This window comes from Hungatella hathewayi WAL-18680, from assembly GCF_000235505.1.
Taxonomy (GTDB): domain Bacteria; phylum Bacillota; class Clostridia; order Lachnospirales; family Lachnospiraceae; genus Hungatella_A; species Hungatella_A hathewayi_A.
Window position 1 is genome coordinate 415,418 of sequence record NZ_JH379029.1, and the last position, 17,087, is coordinate 432,504.

Below are 17,087 nucleotides of genomic sequence, written 5' to 3' on the forward strand. Positions count from 1 at the left end.
AGCAGGTACCGTAATTTTAATATAACATAACGAGGAGGAATTATCATGAATTATGCATCCAACAAAGTAAGTGATGTACAGATTGCCTACATAGGCGGCGGGTCCAGAGGATGGGCGTGGACCTTTATGACAGATTTATCTATGGACCCGTCCATCAGCGGAACCATCCGTCTCTATGACATTGACGAAGCGGCCGCAAAGAATAATGAAATCATCGGAAACCATCTGACAGAGCGGCCGGATACTTCGGGAAAATGGGCTTACACCACCTGCAAGTCTTTAGAAGAAGCGCTGACCGGCTGTGACTTCGTGGTGATTTCCATTTTGCCTGGAACCTTTGACGAGATGGCCTCCGACGTCCATCTTCCGGAGCGCCTGGGTATCTATCAGTCCGTAGGCGATACGGCGGGACCGGGCGGCATTGTGCGGGCCCTGCGGACCATTCCCATGTTTGTGGAGATTGCAAAGGCCATCAAAGCCTATTGCCCTGACAGCTGGGTCATCAACTATACCAACCCGATGACACTGTGCGTGAAAACTCTGTACCACGTCTTTCCTGAAATCAAGGCATTTGGCTGCTGCCATGAAGTCTTTGGCACACAGAAGGTTTTGAAAGGCATCTGCGAGGAGACCTTCGGTCTGGAAGAGATTGACCGCCATGATATCTTTGTCAATGTTTTAGGTATCAACCACTTCACCTGGTTTGACCAGGCGTCCTACAAGGGATATGATTTATTTCCGGTATACCGGGATTATATTGAAAAACATTACGAGGACGGCTACGACGAGCCAGACAAGAACTGGGCCAATGCCTGTTTCGACTGCCGGCACCGGGTAAAATTTGATCTATTCAACCGCTTCGGCCTGATTGCCGCCGCCGGGGACCGCCATCTGGCCGAGTTTATGCCAGGCACCGAGTATTTAAAAGACCCCAAGACCGTGGCAGACTGGAATTTCGCTCTGACCACCGTTGACTGGCGAAAGGAAGATTTACAGAACCGTCTGGACAGAAGCCACCGCCTGTCCTCCGGCCAGGAAGAGATTGAATTACAACCATCCGGTGAAGAAGGCATCCTGCTCATCAAAGCGCTCTGCGGCCTGGAACGCGTTGTCAGCAATGTCAACATCCCAAACAACAGCCTGCAAATTCCCAACCTCCCCGCCAGCGCCGTGGTAGAAACCAACGCCGTATTCAGCCGCGACTCCATCAAACCGCTGATTGCAGGGACAGTACCGGACAACATTCTCAACCTCATCACACCACACGTGGAAAACCACGAGACGGTGCTGAAAGCCGCCCTCACCTGCGACCGCGAGCTGGTTTACAAAGCATTTTCCAACGATCCTCTAGTGAAGGGACGCGCCAGTGAGGCGGATATCAAAAAACTGGCCGATGATATGATTACCAATACTATGGCTTATCTTCCTGAGGGATGGAAACAGTAAATTATAAAACAAGCAATTAAAAAAGCACTGGGGAACAGTATCACAGGTTTTCAATCCTGTTGTTCTTCAGTGCTTTCTTATGTCATTGTTTTATTCTAACGTCATCTTACTCCACAGCCAGTTTTTTCAATGACTTATCTTCCCTTACCGTTGGCCTTCTCCATATGAACGCTCTTACCTTTGATTTTCACGTTCTTCATCACATCCAGAATAGCGTCGGCATTTTCCCTCGGTACTTCCACGAAAGTGTACTTATCGTACATATCAATGCTTCCAACCATCTTGCCTGGCATGCCGGACTCACCTGCGATGGCGCCCAGGATATCGCCGGGGCGTACATTCTGGTTCTTTCCGATATTGATGAACAGCCGGGCCATATCGTCACGGCCGCCGTCGCGTCCACTGTCTCTGCGGCCGCTGTTTCCACGTCCGCCGCTCCGGCCTCCGCGTCCACCGTCTCTGCCGCCATAACCGTAGTTATCCAAATCATCCAGAGAGCGGGCGGTTCTGCCGTTCTCGATAATGTCCTCGTTGTCCTCTCCCATACTCATCTTCAGCAGGGCCGCCGCCAAATCCATGGAAGTGTAATCTTCCTCCAGCAGCTTCTTCTCAATCAGGTTCACCATCTCGCTCAAATCATTGTCATTGATGATATCGGCAACCTGCTCCAGAATCTTGTCGACCTTGATAGCCGTGATATCATTCAGCGACGGAATCGGCTGCGGCACAATCTTGGTCTTGCAGTATCTCTGGATATCGCGAAGTTTATAAACCTCTTTCCCGACCACGAAGCTGAACGCGATTCCTTCACGGCCCGCACGGCCGGTACGGCCGATTCTGTGAACATAGTACTCGTCATCCTGTGGAATGTCATAGTTAAATACCGCTTCCACATCATCCACGTCGATTCCGCGGGCCGCCACGTCCGTGGCTACCAGAATCTCTGTCTTTCCGTTTCTAAAGCTGTTCATAACCCGGTCACGCTGGATCTGCTTCAAGTCTCCATGAAGACCTTCTGCAAAATACCCGCGTCCCTGAAGCTCCTGCACCAGCTCGTCTACCTGTCTCTTAGTATTGCAGAATGCCACGGACAGCTTCGGCGCGTACAAGTCAAGCAGACGGCACATTACCTCCAGCTTGGTCTTCGGCTTTACTTCATAGTAATACTGTGTCACCTTCGGCACGGTCAGTTCTTTCTTGACTACCTTGACAATCACAGGATTCTTCTGGAATTTCTTGGCGATATCCTGGATGGCTGACGGCATGGTCGCGGAGAACATCACGGTCTGACGCTCCTCCGGCAGCTGGCTTAAGATGGTCTCCATATCTTCCAGGAATCCCATGTTCAGCATCTCATCCGCCTCGTCCATGATAACGGTGTGCACACCGTCACATTTGATTGTTTTTCGTCTCATATGGTCCATGACACGTCCCGGCGTACCGATGACAATCTGGGTGCCATCCTTCAGAGAACGAATCTGTTTTACAATATCCTGTCCTCCGTAGATGGGGACCACTTTCACCCCATGCATATATTTAGCAAGTTTACGCACTTCCTCTGCTACCTGAATCGCCAGTTCCCTGGTAGGGCAGAGTGCGATTGCCTGCAGCTTTTTCTTCTTCGGGTCTATCTTCTGAAGTAACGGAATTCCAAATGCCGCTGTCTTGCCGGTTCCCGTCTGCGCCTGTCCTATAATGTCCATTCCCTCTAACTGGGTTGGAATTGCCTGCGCCTGAATCGGTGAAGCCGCCTCAAATCCCATGTCCGTCACTGCACGGAGTATCCGCTCATCTAACTGTAAATCTTCGAATCTAACTGTTTCCATATTTTATTAATTTCCTTTCCCACGCCTTCTTCCGCTTTTCAAAAGCAATAAGGCCGCTAACAGATGTCCCCCGACATCCACACACCCGCTGTATCGGAGACACCCTCTGTCTTATCCGACAAAAAACGAGAACATTCAAGATAGACCCTGAATCTTCTCGTTTTACACAGGAACTAAGTATATCAGATTTCGTGACAGCTGTCAAGGTTGCAAATATGGCATAGACACTCTCATTCTAATACGATATAATAAATATGCTGTCGACTCTTTCCAGCAGGAAGGAGGTGGACTCCTGTGGAATACATATTAAGTTTTTCAGTTTCGGTTATGGCAGGTATCGTCGGTTACTATATCTGCAAGTGGTTAGACCGAAACCGTAAAGACAGCTAACCCAAATGAAATCCCGTGTACTGCCATACACGGGATTTCGCTTTGTACTCAAGTGGAATACATATTTTTTCTTTTCGGTTACTTTTATTATACACTCTTAAGTGTGCAATGTCAACATCACACCTTAAACCGGTACCCAACTCCCCATATCGTCTCAATATACTGCGGCTTCGCCGTATTGAACTCAATCTTCTCGCGAATCTTCTTAATATGCACCGTCACCGTAGCGATATCCCCGATCGACTCCATATCCCAAATCCTGCTAAACAGCTCCTCTTTCGTGAACACATGATTCGGATTCTGGGCCAGGAAGGTTAGAAGGTCGAACTCCTTTGTCGTAAAGTTCTTCTCCTCCCCATTCACCCAGACTCTTCTCGCCGTCTTATCAATCTTCAGACCGCGAATCTCAATCACTTCATTATCCGGCATTCCGCTTCCAATCAGCCTTTCATACCGGGCCATATGGGCTTTTACGCGCGCCACCATCTCACTGGGGCTGAACGGCTTAGTGATATAATCATCGGCCCCCAGTCCCAAACCACGAATCTTGTCGATATCCTCTTTCTTCGCCGACACCATAATAATCGGCGTATTCTTCACCTCACGGATTTTCCGGCAGATTTCAAATCCATCCATCCCCGGCAGCATCAAATCCAGAATAAACAAATCGTATTCCTCATGAAGCGCTTTCTCAAGCCCCGCAGTGCCTTCATTTTCAATGTCCACGTCGAACCCGCTCAGCTCCAGATAATCCTTTTCCAGCTCTGCAATACTCTCTTCATCCTCAATAATCAGTATCCTTCTCATTCCTGTATAACCTCCTGATATTTTCTTAATACGAAATGAATCTCCGTTCCGATCCCCTCTTTGCTGGTGGCCCAAATCCGTCCGCCATGATCCTCAATAATCTTCCGCACAATCGACAGCCCGATTCCGCTGCCTCCCTTTGCAGAATTTCTGGAGGAATCCGTCCGGTAAAACCTGTCAAAAATGTTGGGCAAATCCTTGGCCGCAATGCCCTTGCCATTGTCCTCAATCTCTACTTGGATGAAATCGCCCACATCCTTAATTCTGATATTGATAATGCCCCGCTTTTTATCCAGATATTTCACTGAGTTGCTGATAATATTGTTGATAACCCGCCGCATCTGCTCCGCGTCCGCAATCACCATCACATCCTCATCCACATAGTTGAAATACCCCAGCTCAATATTCTGGGACTCCATATCCAGTCCCACTTCCTCCACACAATCCCGGAAGTAGCTTGCCACATTGATCTTCGTAAATGTGTACGGTATCTTATTCGTATCAATCTTCGAGTAAAATGTCAATTCATCAATCAGCCGGTCCATATCATTGGCCTTATTATAGATGGTTCTGATATACTTATCCAGCTTCTCCGGCGAAGAAGCCACCCCATCCATAATCCCTTCCACATACCCCTTGATGGCCGTAATCGGCGTCTTCAAGTCATGGGAAATGTTGCTGATTAGTTCCTTATTCTCCTTGTCGTACTGAATCTTCTCCTCCGTGGACTCCTTAAGCCGGATTCTCATCTCCTCAAAATCCTGGCATATCTGCCCAATCTCGTCTTCTTCCTCCACTTCCAAGGCAAAATCCAGGTTGCCATTCTTAATTTCATTCGTTGCCTTCTGAAGCATTCCCAGGGGCTTTAACATGGATTTATAAACCCAGGCCGTCAGAAGAATCCCTGCCATCAACAGAATCAGAATTCCTGTGAACAGCATTTCCCAAATCATGGATTTAATCTCAGGCACGTAGTCATCCACGCCAGACACAATAAAGACACTTCCGGAGGAGCCGTCCGAGTACTTAAAGTCCATCTGCTTAATCAGATGCTGGGTATCTCCATCCAGATAAATACCGCCCTCAATCTCACTCTCCATCTCCCCGTAGCCGAGAAGGTCGTCATAGATACTCTTGTCATCCTGCTGTTTCAAATCTCCGTCATAGATAATCTCGCCATCGCGTCTGACAATCAGATATGCATACTTCTTCATCAAATCATCATTGACCTTCGCCAGATAAGCCGCATCCTTAAAGTCATCAGGATGGGTCTGAAGATTCACCCTGATTTCCTCCTGGGCCGCTTTCGTCAGCCGGTTAAATATCTGAAGGGAATTCCCACTGAATAAGTCTATCTGCTCCGTCAGGCCGTAGGCCTTGCGAAAAGCATTCATCTGATAATTACTGAGCCCCCACACCGCTACCCAGATTAACATAATCGGCACCACGGTGATGGTTAGAAATGCAATGGCAAGACGCGTTTTAATCTTCATAGTCGCACCTCTCCAAATTAAACTTCATAATGTCATAAAATATCATTATCAGTATACCATATTTCCGCCTGTTATTTATAAAACAATTCTAAAATTTAACTGAAAATAAAAAATCCCGGCAAGCCTTCACACTGGCAGCTTGCCGGGTCTCATGATTCTTCTTATTTTTCTAATCCATTACAATTCCGGAAGATCCTCCGCCTTCGGCAGCCCCGAACCATTCAGGTCTCTCTTGTATCTGCGGACCAGAATCCATATGGCCAGAAGAATCAATACGATTCCTATCCCAAATATAACCTGTGCCGCCCGAAAGCTGGTGTATTCAATCACGAGGGGAGCCCCCATAGCCTTTATCTCCTCTTCCGTAAAGCCCAAGCTTTCCAGATACTCGTTATAGTACCCTGTCAGTTCTGCCTCCAAGGGATGCACGGCACCCTGCATGAAGATGACCGTAGTCGGTTCCGCTCCTCCGGCCAGATATTCAAAGCTTTCTTTCGTCAGCTTATTCAGAGCCGCCGTATCCGCCTCACGGCTCTTTAAGCCGATAAAACCTTCGTCACCTGCGGGAATCAGATAATAATTTCCCGATTTGCGGTCACCGCTTCTGGAACCATCTTTATAACGTGTGTAACTGCTCTGGGAAGCAAAATAGTCAAAGCAATACTGGACATTACCAGCCACCCGGTCGCCAGCTTCCACTTTCACCCCTTCCAGCATATCCACAAAGCTGACCGCCGGCTTTAAAGATATCACAAAATTGGGAAATGAAGTATAGATAATAACGCCTCCAAAAAACAGCAGCACCAGTACATCTCTTCCAAATACACGAAACAGTCTCTTCATACCCGTTTCCCCTTTTTTATTTATTCACCGGTCGTCCCTTTTTATCCACCCCCAGCGCCGCATTCACCCGTTCCTGAAAACCCGCAGCAAACGTATAGAACGTTTCTGCCTCTTCTTTCTGCTGAATATTGACCTGGCATTCCTTTCCGCTCTTCGTATTACTGCCCTCTACGGACAGGATGTACTTATCCTTGGTTCCCGGAAAATGGAGTTCCAGCCTTCGCTCATTGCCGCCCACGTAAGACAAAATCTCAGCACTCGCCCTCAACGGCTTTGTATAAACAATCTTTCCGCCCTCCACGCCAATGGGAATGACCCACAAATGGTCGGTGCGGGCCGGATGAAAACCTGCCGCGTAATAGTGATAGACCTCTCTGCGCATACGTGCAGAACCATATACCTCTTTGCTGTGGGCATAGACTGCCGTATACTCCTGGCCATCCGGTATTAAGTTGGTGACAATTTTCCGAACATCTGCTTTTTCCTGGCTGTTCACACCTTTTTTCTCATCAATCGTCATTTTTACATAAAAAAAGATAAACAAAATAACGAGAATAACCGTAGTAATAATAACTACCTCCGGGCTTACGCCCATCATATCTGCGACCTTCTGTAACATGATTTCTTCCCCCTGAAAATTTTTATGTATAAGGAACAAACGCCCCACATAGTTTTAATTCTACCATATTTTTATAAATATTCTATCACTTTTCCATTTTTCAAATTTTCTTAGACATGAAAATACAAGAGACCGACATCTGTCAGCCTCTTTTCTCGTACTTATGCATTTTTCCCAATATTATTATATCCCTTTGGCGGCGGCCAGTGGTAGCCTCTCTGGTTGTTCAGACCGTAATCCGGCGATGGTTTTGGGTTCTGGCTGTTCTGGCTGGCGGGGGCGGGCAGTGCGCCTGCAAGGCGGCCATCCTTCAGCCAGGAAATGTCTTCGCCATATAGATTCTTTATCAATTCTTCTGTCAACCGCTCCCGAATCTCCCGGTACTCTTTTTCCTCGGAGCAGTCATGCAGCTCTTTCCGGTCTTTCTCCATATCGAAGAGCTGTGTCACATTCCCCCAGGGGTAATAGATAAGCTTATAGCGGCTGTCGCGAATCATTCTGGACGCTTTGCGCCCTTCCCCTACTTCTCCGTACAGATACTCCCGTTTCCCGGACGACACCATGGAGATGCCCTCGACGCTCCCAGGAATCTCCAGGCCGCAAAGCTCTAGCAGTGTGGGCATCACATCCTGAAGACAGCACAGCCGGCTGTCCGTCTCTCCCATATGCTCTATCACAGGGCGGCCGGACAGAACCATGGGAATGTTGGCGGCATTTTCATAAAAGCTCCGTTTTGCCACCATACGGTGGTCGAACAGCATATCCCCGTGGTCGCTCCAAAATACAATCAGCGTATTATCAATCATATTGCATTCCCGCAGCGTTCCAATCAACAGGCGAATCTGATGGTCGATATGGGTGCACTGGGCATAGTAGGCGCGCCTTGCCAGCTCCACCTCCCGCTCCGTATACCTGCCTGCCGCCGTTGTCATCTCTTTTATCACATCCGCGCTGTCAAGCCAGTCTCCCTCCAAAGGCATTTCCAGCGAAACATCCCGGTACTGCTCCAGATAACATTGCAACGGCACCAGCGGCGGATGGGGGAACTGATAGGACACGTAAAAGAATCCCGGCTTCAGCGGATTCCTGCGCTTGATAGTCTCGCACATCTTTTTCGTCGTCCAGTTGGTGGGATGCACCTCCTCCGGCAGATGCCACGGCCTGGTGTAATAGACATTATTCCCCATGCCATGCATAAACTCCTCGCCGGTATACCCCCGCTCGGCCAGCCAGATTTGATAATCATCCACCTCGCCAAACTCATATCGGCCCTCCTCCACAATCAGCGCGTCGTCAAACCCAATCCTGTCTCTCTGTGGATAGACATGGAGTTTCCCCACACTGTACGCCTGATAGCCATGATTGCGAAACGCCTGGGCCAGCGTGGTCACCTCCGGCATCGGAAGAGTGTCATTGTAAATGCGGTCGCCATGACTTCTTGGCGACAGACCTGTCATCAGGCTCCTTCTGGCCGGAATGCAGACCGGACACTCACTGTAACAATTCTCAAACTCAATTCCATGTTCCGCCAGGTGACGGAGCGTCGGCATCATACTCACCGGGTCTCCCCCCAGCGGCGTATGGCTCCGCCCCAGCTGGTCCACGGATATCATCAGCACATTGGTCTTCTCTTTCATCGCCCCACTCCTCCTCTCATCTAAAACCGTCAACCACAAAATCCGTACAGTGATCAAGGATTTCCCTCTCCCGGATAACCTGCGCTAAAGATTCATCAACCGAAAACTCTCCCTGAATCCTCACATCACGGGCATCCCGTCCATAAATACACGGTATCTCATGAGCATAGACATCCCGCTCAGAAGGCTGCTCATCAAAAAGTCCCGGCATGTGGCGGCTCTGGCATTTCCACTGAATCACTATATCCTTCATCCGCACGCACTCAATTGGGGCATAGGACTCTCCCCCCATGAACAGGCAGGACTCCGCCGTCAGCCTGACATGGTCCACCGAAATATTCCGGATAGCTCCAGGGATCTCCGCAGCGCCCTTTCGCTTCGTGGCGGAGATAAAGAACGGCTCTCCCTTCCCCCACCACCTCGGCGCAAACTCCCGCTCCGGACAGTCGGCATAGCGTCTGGTATTCCCCGTCACATGGCGAATCTGAATATCCGAAATCACGCCCCCGTCCCTGGACCAGATTCCCACCGCCCGGGAGCAGTCCCGGACAATGCAGTCGCAAAACAGAATATTGCGGATATCCCCAAAGCTCTCCGTCCCGATTTTCAACGCCGAATCTCTGGTATGCAGAATACACCCCTGAATCACCACATTTTCACAGGAACCATATTTCTCAGACATCGCCTTCGTGGATTTCACAACAATCGCGTCATCCCCCGACTCTATGATACAGTTTCTGATAACCACATTCTTACAGCTGTCCGGGTCAATCCCATCGTTATTGGGGCCTCGGTCATTATTTAAAATGCGGACGCCATCCACCATCACATTGCGGCACCCCGCCATATGTAACGTCCAGAATGCCGCATCATAAAACGTCACATCCCGGACCGTAAGATTCTCAATATCCTCGAAATAACTGGTTCTCGGCCGGTTCCCGGCCACAAACAGCGGGCACTCATGAGCCCCATGATCCGCATTATCATCCACAAAACGCAGCCGCCCCTGCCCGTCAATCGTTCCATTTCCGGAAATCGTGATATTTTCCCCATGACAGGCAAACAGAAAATACTTTGCTTCCTCATCACTCAAATCCGACACGAGAACGGCCCCATGTTCCAGATAAAGCTCCACGTTGGATTTTAACTGAAGAAACCCGGACAGAAACCGGCCGGCCGGAATCACCACTCTGCCGCCTTTAACACTGCACCGGTCAATGGCCTTCTGAATCGCCGCGGCACAGTCCGTCTTCCCGTCCCCCACTGCTCCATACTCCAAAATATTGTATATCATCCCAAATCACTCCTGCCTGCCGTAAACAGAGGCGGAATCACCATAAAATTCTCTCCCCCTGTCTTCTCCCTCTCAAAATGCGTCTCCGGCAGCTGCTCCTTCCATTGTTTTATCACTTCCGATTCCATGTCCACGCCACGGATATTGACCATCTCCTTCGGCTCCTCAAAATAGGAGAATAGCACCGAATCCTGGCGGGAGATAAACTGATACTTATCGCCGGTAAACAGCCCCTCTTCCACAATCGCCCTGTGCCAGTAGACATAGGAGTCAATCTTCTCCGGTTTCAAAAATGCAATCCGCCCAACCCGCCGTTTACCGCTCCGTTTTGCCTCCCAGTCCTCTACCGCCTCCGGCTTGCGGTGGTAATAGACGCAGTCCATCGGCGTCCACAACTTTCCCGTCCCGCCCGGCACAGATTCCAGAAATGGCTCCAGCGGCTCCAAAAATTCTTCCGGCTCCATTTCCCTGTCAACCACTTCATAATAAAGATAACACATCTCCCCACAATAGAAAAGGGCCGCCAGAAGCAGGCTTCCCTTTTCGATCCGTTCCACCGCCTGCATTCTGGCGGCTTCCACCGCAGCTTTGACATCCCCTTCTAACAAAATATCCTTCTTCCACCGCCCCAGGAATTGTCTGCGCACAATCATCCTTTCACACCTCCGGCCGTAATTCCCTCCACAAAATAATCCTGTGCAAAGAAATACAACAGCGTAGGCGGTATCATGGACAGGAAGGACATGCTGAGCACCTGGTTCCACTGGGTTACCGCTCCGGTTCCATCAATGGACATCTTGAGGGCCAGAGACAGTGTATATTTTTTCACACTGCTGATATAAATCAGATTGTTAAAATAGTCATTCCATCTCCACAAAAACTGGAAAATAATCACGGAGAAGACTGCCGGCTTCATCAGCGGAAACAAAATCTTGACGTAGGTCATGAACGGGTTACATCCGTCCACACAGGCAGATTCATCCAACTCTCTCGGAATCCCCCTCAAAAACTGCACCTGCATAAAGATAAAGAACGGATAGCAGGCCAGCAGTCCCGGCATCCAGAATGGCATATAGGTATCCACCCATCCAAACTTATGAAACAGCACATATCTCGGAATAATGATAACCGAGTCCGGCAGCATCAGCGTTGAAATCATCAGCAAAAACAATATCTTTTTGCACGGAAAACTGAATCTGGCGAACCCGTATGCCACGATTCCCGTGGACAGCACCGTAAAAATCACCGTAGGAATCACCATCAAAAACGTGTTCTTATAAAACGTGGTATAGGTAAACTGCCCGCTTCCCTTCCATCCGTTGATAATGCCGTCCAGCGAAAATTTTTCCGGCCACAGGGACAATTTCCCAAACAGCTCCTGATTCGTCTTAAACGTTGCAAAAAACAGCCAGATTAACGGATAAATCATCAAGAACCCCACGCCCAGCAAAATCACATAGGCAAGTCCTTTTTTCCATGTTTTGCTCATCAGTCCGCACCTCCGTCATTATAAAATACCCATGCATCCGAAGTCCGGAATAAGAGGGATGTCACCACCAGCACCACCAGGAACAAAATCCAGGACGTGGCGGAAGCATACCCCATCTTCAGAGAGGAAAATGCATCCTCATATATCTTAAGTCCCATCAGATAGGTGCCATGGTTCGGTCCGCCGTTGGTGATGACGGAAACCGCGGTAAATTCCTGAAGCGCATTGATCGTCTGCATCATAAAATTAAAGAATATAATCGGCGATATCATGGGCAGCGTGATGGAGAAAAACTGTCTCACCTTGGAAGCCCCATCCACGGACGCCGCCTCATACAAATCCTGGGGAACATTTTTAAGCCCGGCTAAAAACAGCACCATGGAGGAACCAAACTGCCACACCACTAAAAGACTGATAGTCACCAGCGCCGTGTCCGGCATTCCCAGCCAGTTTACGGCGGGAATGCCAACCTTGGAGAGGACATTGTTGATAATGCCCTCCTTCATAAACATGAATTTCCAGAGAATCGACACTGCGACGCTGCCTCCCATGATACTGGGCAGATAATACACCGTTCGAAACAGATTGATTCCCTTAATCTTCATGTTCAAAAGCATGGCGATAAACAAAGCGAACACCAGCTTCATGGGTACTGTCATCAGCGCATACTTCACCGTCAGCAAAAAGGATTTTCCAAAATACCGGTCCTTGCGGAACAAATCCACATAATTCTTTATACCAATCCATTTTCCGTCCGACAAAATCGAAAAATCGGTAAATGAGAAAAACAGAGACTGTAACAGCGGGTAAAGCTGTAAAGTTAAAAATCCGATAATCCATGGGCAGATAAACAGAACTCCCCACTTCCAGTTCCGGGGATATCGGCGCGCCCCGGCTAATCCGTTATTCGCTTTATGTTTCATTTTCCTATCCATCTCCTGACCGGCAATATCCTTATTTTTCTTTCAACTCGGAGAGCAGCTCCTGATACTGGCTCACAATTTCCTTTGCCGCATCCTCCGGAGTGATATCACGGTAAATCACTTCCTGTAAAATGTCTTTTCTGACAGTTTCCAGCTCCGTGTTGGAACTGATGGCATTGATTGTCATGGAATCCTTCTGTGCAGTATCGATGGCCTTCTTGAGTGTTTCGTCCACAAGCCCCTGTCCCTCCAGCGCTTCAATGGCTGTCGAAGTGGAATTGTAACCGTAGGCGTCCTTGATAATCAGGGCCGCTTCCCCATCATTTAACAAAAAGTCCAGGAATTTGGCCGCTTCTTCCCGGTTCTGGGAATTATCGTTGATGCACATTCCCGTATTTCCTGCAAAATCAACGCCGCTGCATTTGGCATCACTGTTTCTCGGAATGGCCATCACATCGAGAGGCGCTGACACGGAAGCCTTGTATTTCGCCAGACCGCCTGTGATATCCAGCAGCAGACCAATTTTTCCGTTTACCCACTTAGGGTTCTGGTCCATCTGTCCCACAAACACCGCACCCTCTCCAAACGGCTCCACCGTGTTAGTGTCATAGAGGTCAAGAACCAGCTGGAGGGCATCCTTCATCTGCTCTTCCGTGAAATTCAACTCGTAACTCTCCTCGTTGACAAGACTTCCGCCTGTCGTCTGGCCGATGTATGCCGGAATAATCAACCGGTTTAACACGTCAATATCCGCTGTCATCAGATAGGTGTCGCCATCCTGCTCATGGACCTTCTGGCCCAGCTGCATAAACTCTTCCCAGCTGTAAATCTGATCCAGGTCCACGCCGAAAGCGGAGGCAAACTCCGTGTTGGCATACATTACCTGCCCGGTCACGGTGCATGGAAATAATATCGGCTCCCCGGCATACATTCCGGATTTCTCTAACAGTCCCTCCGCCAGGGTGGAGGTGTCTACCGGGAGCTTGGATAAGTCGCTCAAATAATGCTTGGCCCCCTGCACATCCGCCAGCCACTCCCGCTTAAACAGCATTAAATCCGGCGCCGTGCCGCTGGAGAGTGTCGTCATCATTTTCTCATAATAGCCGTCGTAGCCCTGATACTCTCCCTCGATTGTCACGTTTGGATTTTTCTCTTCGTACAGTTTAATCACATCTAACATTGCCTGATGTCTCGTATCACCACCCCACCAGGAACAGCGCAGCGTCACCTTATCGCCTGCCGCAGCCGCATCCCCGGACGCGCCTGCATCGGATGTGGCCGCCCCGGTCGTATTGTCCGCTCCGGCCTCCGTTGCTGTCTTCTGCTCCTTCGCTCCGCATCCCGCAAGCATCGTTCCCACCATGCATCCTGCCACTGCCAAAGCCGTCCATGTTTTCACACTTTTTTTCATCTTCTGACTCCCTTCTCAAAAATCAAGATTTTTTGCTGTCTTTACTATATCAAACCTTCCTGATTTTTAATACGACGCTGATTTTTATTTGCATATCCTGATTTTCTATCAATATTTAAAAAACTATCTTTATTTTAGGTTACAAAAAGGAGCGGCCGTCCGGCAGATAATTCTTCTGCTTTTGCAGCCGCTCCCTTTGCTCTTTTTATGCCCTCTATCTCACGTCCTCCAACGGCAGTCGGAAGAATATGCAGGTGCCCCTGTTTTTGTGGGACTGGATATGAATGCCGGCATCCGGCCCATAAGTCAGAACCAGCCTTCTGTGGGAATTTAACAGACCGATATGGGGGCTGTATTCCTCCGTGACGAGAAGAGATTGTCGCAATTTTAACAATGTCTCCCTGTCCATCCCAACTCCGGTATCCAGCACACTGATATAAATATGAGTTCCACAATCATGCACCTTCATCCGGATAATGCCTTCCCGTTCCAGCTCCTTGATGCCATGATTAATCGCATTTTCCACCAGCGGCTGGAGCAGAATCTTTCGAATCGGATAATCCAGCGCCTTCTCGTCAATATCATACTCCACCTGAAATTTATTCTGATATCTCCTGGCCTGGATAAAAACATAGTTTTTGAGATATCCCAATTCCTCCCTGACCGTGACGCTTTCATCCGGATTTCCCAGAGAATACCGCATTATCGCCGCCAGCTTCGTCAGCATATCCGCGCAGGTGTTGGGCCCCTTGGTCAGCGCAATCGCCTCCCAGTATATCGTGTTGAGGGTATTGTGCAGAAAATGCGGATTAATCTGCTGCTGCAACGCCATCAGCTCCATGGTTTTCAGCCTGTATTTCTGCTCCGACGTCTGGACCTTCAGGTAGTTCTGCTGCAAAAACAGATGTAGGATATTGTATGTAATATAGTTATAGGGGTCTAAAAATGCACCCGTCTTCTCCTGCCTGTCCGATGTGGCCAGCTCCGGATGGCTCAAAAGGTCCAGAATCTCCTCCAGCCTTTTATAATCCTTCTGCGTCTTAAACACCGCCAGAATCATGGATATCACGATAGCTCCGCCCACCAGAATACAGAAAACCGTGGCAAACCAGCTGGAGGAGCGCAGGATATTTTTGGTCGGGACCACGGAGACGTAATCTAAGTCCTTCACATAGTTGGAATGCATCTGGGACACCGTATACTTTTCCTTATCCATCCTGATATCCGAGTACTCAAACCCGCCCAGCTGCAGCTCTGTCTCACTGTCCAGAAAGTCCAGCGCATCCACCGGCATATTCTGAAAGAGTATCTGGTTTTTCTTATTCAAAACCGTGATAGACTGCTCGCTGTACAGCCCAAGAGAATTGATATACCGAATCAGGGCGTCCGCATCATACTGAACCGCAATCACGCCAATGGCATTTGACGGGTCGATTGTCGAGTAAAGCTTGCGGCAGTAATAGATCACCGGTTTCGCCTCCGAATATTTATCCGGCGCAACCTCGGCCGTGTCCAGCCAGATGTCCTCCTCCATCTCCCGGGAAGACTCTATCCATCCGTTGGCGCTGTGTGCCTGGAGAGAAACCATTCCCTTTTCCGGCACAAGCAGACGGTCCCTGTCATTATAGTAATACACGTAGATGGACTGTATGTACTCGCTGGTATACATATAGTAGCGCAGCAGGGAGCTGATATTGTTAATGCTGCGCAGACTGTTCAGCGTAATCTCCGGCTCACTATAAGCCGCCTTCAAACTGGTGGTAATCGACGGATTGGAGCGGATATAGTAGTAAACGTTGTCCAACTCCGACAGAAGCGTGTTCATGGTCTCATCCACCTGATACAGCACATTATAGCTGCTCTTTTTCAGCGCGCTGCGGCTCTCCATATTCAATTCCCAGATGCTGAACGGACCTATGAGTAAAATGGGCGCCAGCAGCAACAGCAGATTCTGAAAAAAGCTCTTGAAAAAGAACCGCTGCCTCATGGTATGTATCCGTCTCATCGGCTTCCACTTCCTTTGTGTGAGAGTCTGTATTCCTTCGGCGACTGATTGTAATACGCCCGAAACGCCCGGGTGAAATTATTGGGATTGGTATACCCCACCAGACTGCTGATCTGGTAAATCTTCACCTCCGGGTCCTGCAAAAGAATACATGCCTGCTTCATTCTCATTTCAAACAGCAAATCCACAAAATTCTTTCCTGTCTTCAGCTTAATCAGCTGGCTCAAATACGAGGCATTCAAATGACTCTTTTTCGAAAGCTCCCCCAGGGTTCCAAACCGATAATCCGTCCGGATATATTCAAGAACCTGACAGATAATCTCATCCTCATCATTCACCGGCGCCAGCGGCTCCTCAATATGATACTTCTCATCCAACTCCTCCCTGATTTTTGAAAATGTCTCCTTGATCTCACCGAAATCCGAAGGCTTCAAAATATAGAACCGGACGCCGTAACGGATGGCATTCTGGGCATACTGGAAATCATTGTACGCGCTCAAAAAGACCACACAGGGCGGCTCCTCCTCCCTCGCCCTCAGCCGCTCCGCCAGCTGAACACCGTCCATGATCGGCATGCTGATATCCGTCAGCACCACATGGACAATATGGCTGTCCATAAAATCAAGAGCCTCTTTCCCGTTGGAAACCTGGCCGCAGATATGAAACCCATAATCCCCCCACGGAAAATAAGTCGCCAGGCTGTTCCTTGACATTTCTTCATCGTCTACAAGCAGTAACTCATACATCTTCACTCGTCCCCTTTTCTCCTCCCCAGACACAGGGATTCGACATTTTTTGACAAAACATAGTTTCATCATATCATTTTTGATTCTTCTGTACAATCCAAAAAAGAGCGAACCTTTTCTGCTAAAAAGTCCGCCCTCTTCCAAGTTACTTATTTAAT

The 17,087-nt window shown here is 49.0% G+C and carries 14 protein-coding genes; 1 reads left to right on the forward strand and 13 read right to left on the reverse strand.

Annotated elements, in window-relative coordinates; all coding sequences use genetic code 11:
- Positions 1-45: 45 nt before the first annotated feature.
- A complete protein-coding gene (locus tag HMPREF9473_RS22695; RefSeq protein WP_006782565.1) occupies positions 46-1,446 on the forward strand; it encodes a glucosidase in 1,401 nt (466 codons plus the stop codon).
- Between the two features lie 134 nt (positions 1,447-1,580).
- Here the strand turns inward: HMPREF9473_RS22695 and HMPREF9473_RS22700 are convergent, their stop codons facing one another.
- The 13 genes from HMPREF9473_RS22700 to HMPREF9473_RS22760 form a co-directional block, all read right to left on the reverse strand.
- Positions 1,581-3,272: a DEAD/DEAH box helicase gene (locus HMPREF9473_RS22700; protein WP_006782566.1), complete on the reverse strand. Its 1,692-nt coding sequence runs from the start codon at positions 3,270-3,272 to the stop codon at positions 1,581-1,583.
- 507 nt (positions 3,273-3,779) lie between these two features.
- The gene (locus HMPREF9473_RS22705; RefSeq protein WP_006782567.1) at positions 3,780-4,469 is read right to left on the reverse strand and encodes a response regulator transcription factor; all 690 of its coding nucleotides are present in this window, start codon (positions 4,467-4,469) and stop codon (positions 3,780-3,782) included.
- On the reverse strand, positions 4,466-5,962 hold the full coding sequence (locus HMPREF9473_RS22710) for a sensor histidine kinase (RefSeq protein WP_006782568.1): 1,497 nt from the start codon (positions 5,960-5,962) through the stop codon (positions 4,466-4,468). Before HMPREF9473_RS22710 ends, HMPREF9473_RS22705 begins: the two co-directional genes overlap by 4 nt.
- A 177-nt stretch (positions 5,963-6,139) precedes the next feature.
- Positions 6,140-6,805, reverse strand: coding sequence for a DUF6709 family protein (locus HMPREF9473_RS22715; RefSeq protein ID WP_006782569.1), 666 nt, complete (start codon positions 6,803-6,805; stop codon positions 6,140-6,142).
- Positions 6,806-6,821: 16 nt separating this feature from the next.
- The gene (locus tag HMPREF9473_RS22720; RefSeq protein WP_006782570.1) at positions 6,822-7,424 is read right to left on the reverse strand and encodes a hypothetical protein; all 603 of its coding nucleotides are present in this window, start codon (positions 7,422-7,424) and stop codon (positions 6,822-6,824) included.
- A 161-nt stretch (positions 7,425-7,585) separates the two neighbouring features.
- On the reverse strand, positions 7,586-9,061 hold the full coding sequence (locus HMPREF9473_RS22725) for a sulfatase-like hydrolase/transferase (RefSeq protein WP_006782571.1): 1,476 nt from the start codon (positions 9,059-9,061) through the stop codon (positions 7,586-7,588).
- Positions 9,062-9,077: 16 nt separating this feature from the next.
- Complete coding sequence (locus tag HMPREF9473_RS22730) at positions 9,078-10,355, reverse strand: glycoside hydrolase family 28 protein (RefSeq protein ID WP_006782572.1); 1,278 nt, start codon at positions 10,353-10,355, stop codon at positions 9,078-9,080.
- Positions 10,352-11,008 (reverse strand): hypothetical protein, encoded by a 657-nt coding sequence (locus HMPREF9473_RS22735; RefSeq protein WP_006782573.1) that lies wholly within the window; start codon positions 11,006-11,008, stop codon positions 10,352-10,354. The genes HMPREF9473_RS22730 and HMPREF9473_RS22735 overlap by 4 nt, the downstream gene beginning before the upstream one ends.
- The gene (locus HMPREF9473_RS22740; protein ID WP_434059283.1) at positions 11,005-11,847 is read right to left on the reverse strand and encodes a carbohydrate ABC transporter permease; all 843 of its coding nucleotides are present in this window, start codon (positions 11,845-11,847) and stop codon (positions 11,005-11,007) included. Before HMPREF9473_RS22740 ends, HMPREF9473_RS22735 begins: the two co-directional genes overlap by 4 nt.
- Complete coding sequence (locus tag HMPREF9473_RS22745; protein ID WP_006782575.1) at positions 11,844-12,767, reverse strand: carbohydrate ABC transporter permease; 924 nt, start codon at positions 12,765-12,767, stop codon at positions 11,844-11,846. The genes HMPREF9473_RS22740 and HMPREF9473_RS22745 overlap by 4 nt, the downstream gene beginning before the upstream one ends.
- A gap of 31 nt (positions 12,768-12,798) precedes the next feature.
- Positions 12,799-14,178, reverse strand: coding sequence for an ABC transporter substrate-binding protein (locus HMPREF9473_RS22750; RefSeq protein WP_006782576.1), 1,380 nt, complete (start codon positions 14,176-14,178; stop codon positions 12,799-12,801).
- Positions 14,179-14,392: 214 nt separating this feature from the next.
- A complete protein-coding gene (locus tag HMPREF9473_RS22755; RefSeq protein ID WP_006782577.1) occupies positions 14,393-16,183 on the reverse strand; it encodes a cache domain-containing sensor histidine kinase in 1,791 nt (596 codons plus the stop codon).
- On the reverse strand, positions 16,180-16,929 hold the full coding sequence (locus tag HMPREF9473_RS22760) for a response regulator transcription factor (RefSeq protein WP_006782578.1): 750 nt from the start codon (positions 16,927-16,929) through the stop codon (positions 16,180-16,182). Before HMPREF9473_RS22760 ends, HMPREF9473_RS22755 begins: the two co-directional genes overlap by 4 nt.
- Between the last annotated feature and the right edge of the window lie 158 nt (positions 16,930-17,087).

Excerpts from the sequence above, each read along its gene's own strand:
- HMPREF9473_RS22695 (WP_006782565.1), top strand. The coding sequence starts at position 46 with ATGAATTATGCATCCAACAAAGTAAGTGATGTACAGATTGCCTACATA.
- HMPREF9473_RS22700 (WP_006782566.1), bottom strand. The coding sequence starts at position 3,272 with ATGGAAACAGTTAGATTCGAAGATTTACAGTTAGATGAGCGGATACTC.
- HMPREF9473_RS22705 (WP_006782567.1), bottom strand. The coding sequence starts at position 4,469 with ATGAGAAGGATACTGATTATTGAGGATGAAGAGAGTATTGCAGAGCTG.
- HMPREF9473_RS22710 (WP_006782568.1), bottom strand. The coding sequence starts at position 5,962 with ATGAAGATTAAAACGCGTCTTGCCATTGCATTTCTAACCATCACCGTG.
- HMPREF9473_RS22715 (WP_006782569.1), bottom strand. The coding sequence starts at position 6,805 with ATGAAGAGACTGTTTCGTGTATTTGGAAGAGATGTACTGGTGCTGCTG.
- HMPREF9473_RS22720 (WP_006782570.1), bottom strand. The coding sequence starts at position 7,424 with ATGTTACAGAAGGTCGCAGATATGATGGGCGTAAGCCCGGAGGTAGTT.
- HMPREF9473_RS22725 (WP_006782571.1), bottom strand. The coding sequence starts at position 9,061 with ATGAAAGAGAAGACCAATGTGCTGATGATATCCGTGGACCAGCTGGGG.
- HMPREF9473_RS22730 (WP_006782572.1), bottom strand. The coding sequence starts at position 10,355 with ATGATATACAATATTTTGGAGTATGGAGCAGTGGGGGACGGGAAGACG.
- HMPREF9473_RS22735 (WP_006782573.1), bottom strand. The coding sequence starts at position 11,008 with ATGATTGTGCGCAGACAATTCCTGGGGCGGTGGAAGAAGGATATTTTG.
- HMPREF9473_RS22745 (WP_006782575.1), bottom strand. The coding sequence starts at position 12,767 with ATGAAACATAAAGCGAATAACGGATTAGCCGGGGCGCGCCGATATCCC.
- HMPREF9473_RS22750 (WP_006782576.1), bottom strand. The coding sequence starts at position 14,178 with ATGAAAAAAAGTGTGAAAACATGGACGGCTTTGGCAGTGGCAGGATGC.
- HMPREF9473_RS22755 (WP_006782577.1), bottom strand. The coding sequence starts at position 16,183 with ATGAGACGGATACATACCATGAGGCAGCGGTTCTTTTTCAAGAGCTTT.
- HMPREF9473_RS22760 (WP_006782578.1), bottom strand. The coding sequence starts at position 16,929 with ATGTATGAGTTACTGCTTGTAGACGATGAAGAAATGTCAAGGAACAGC.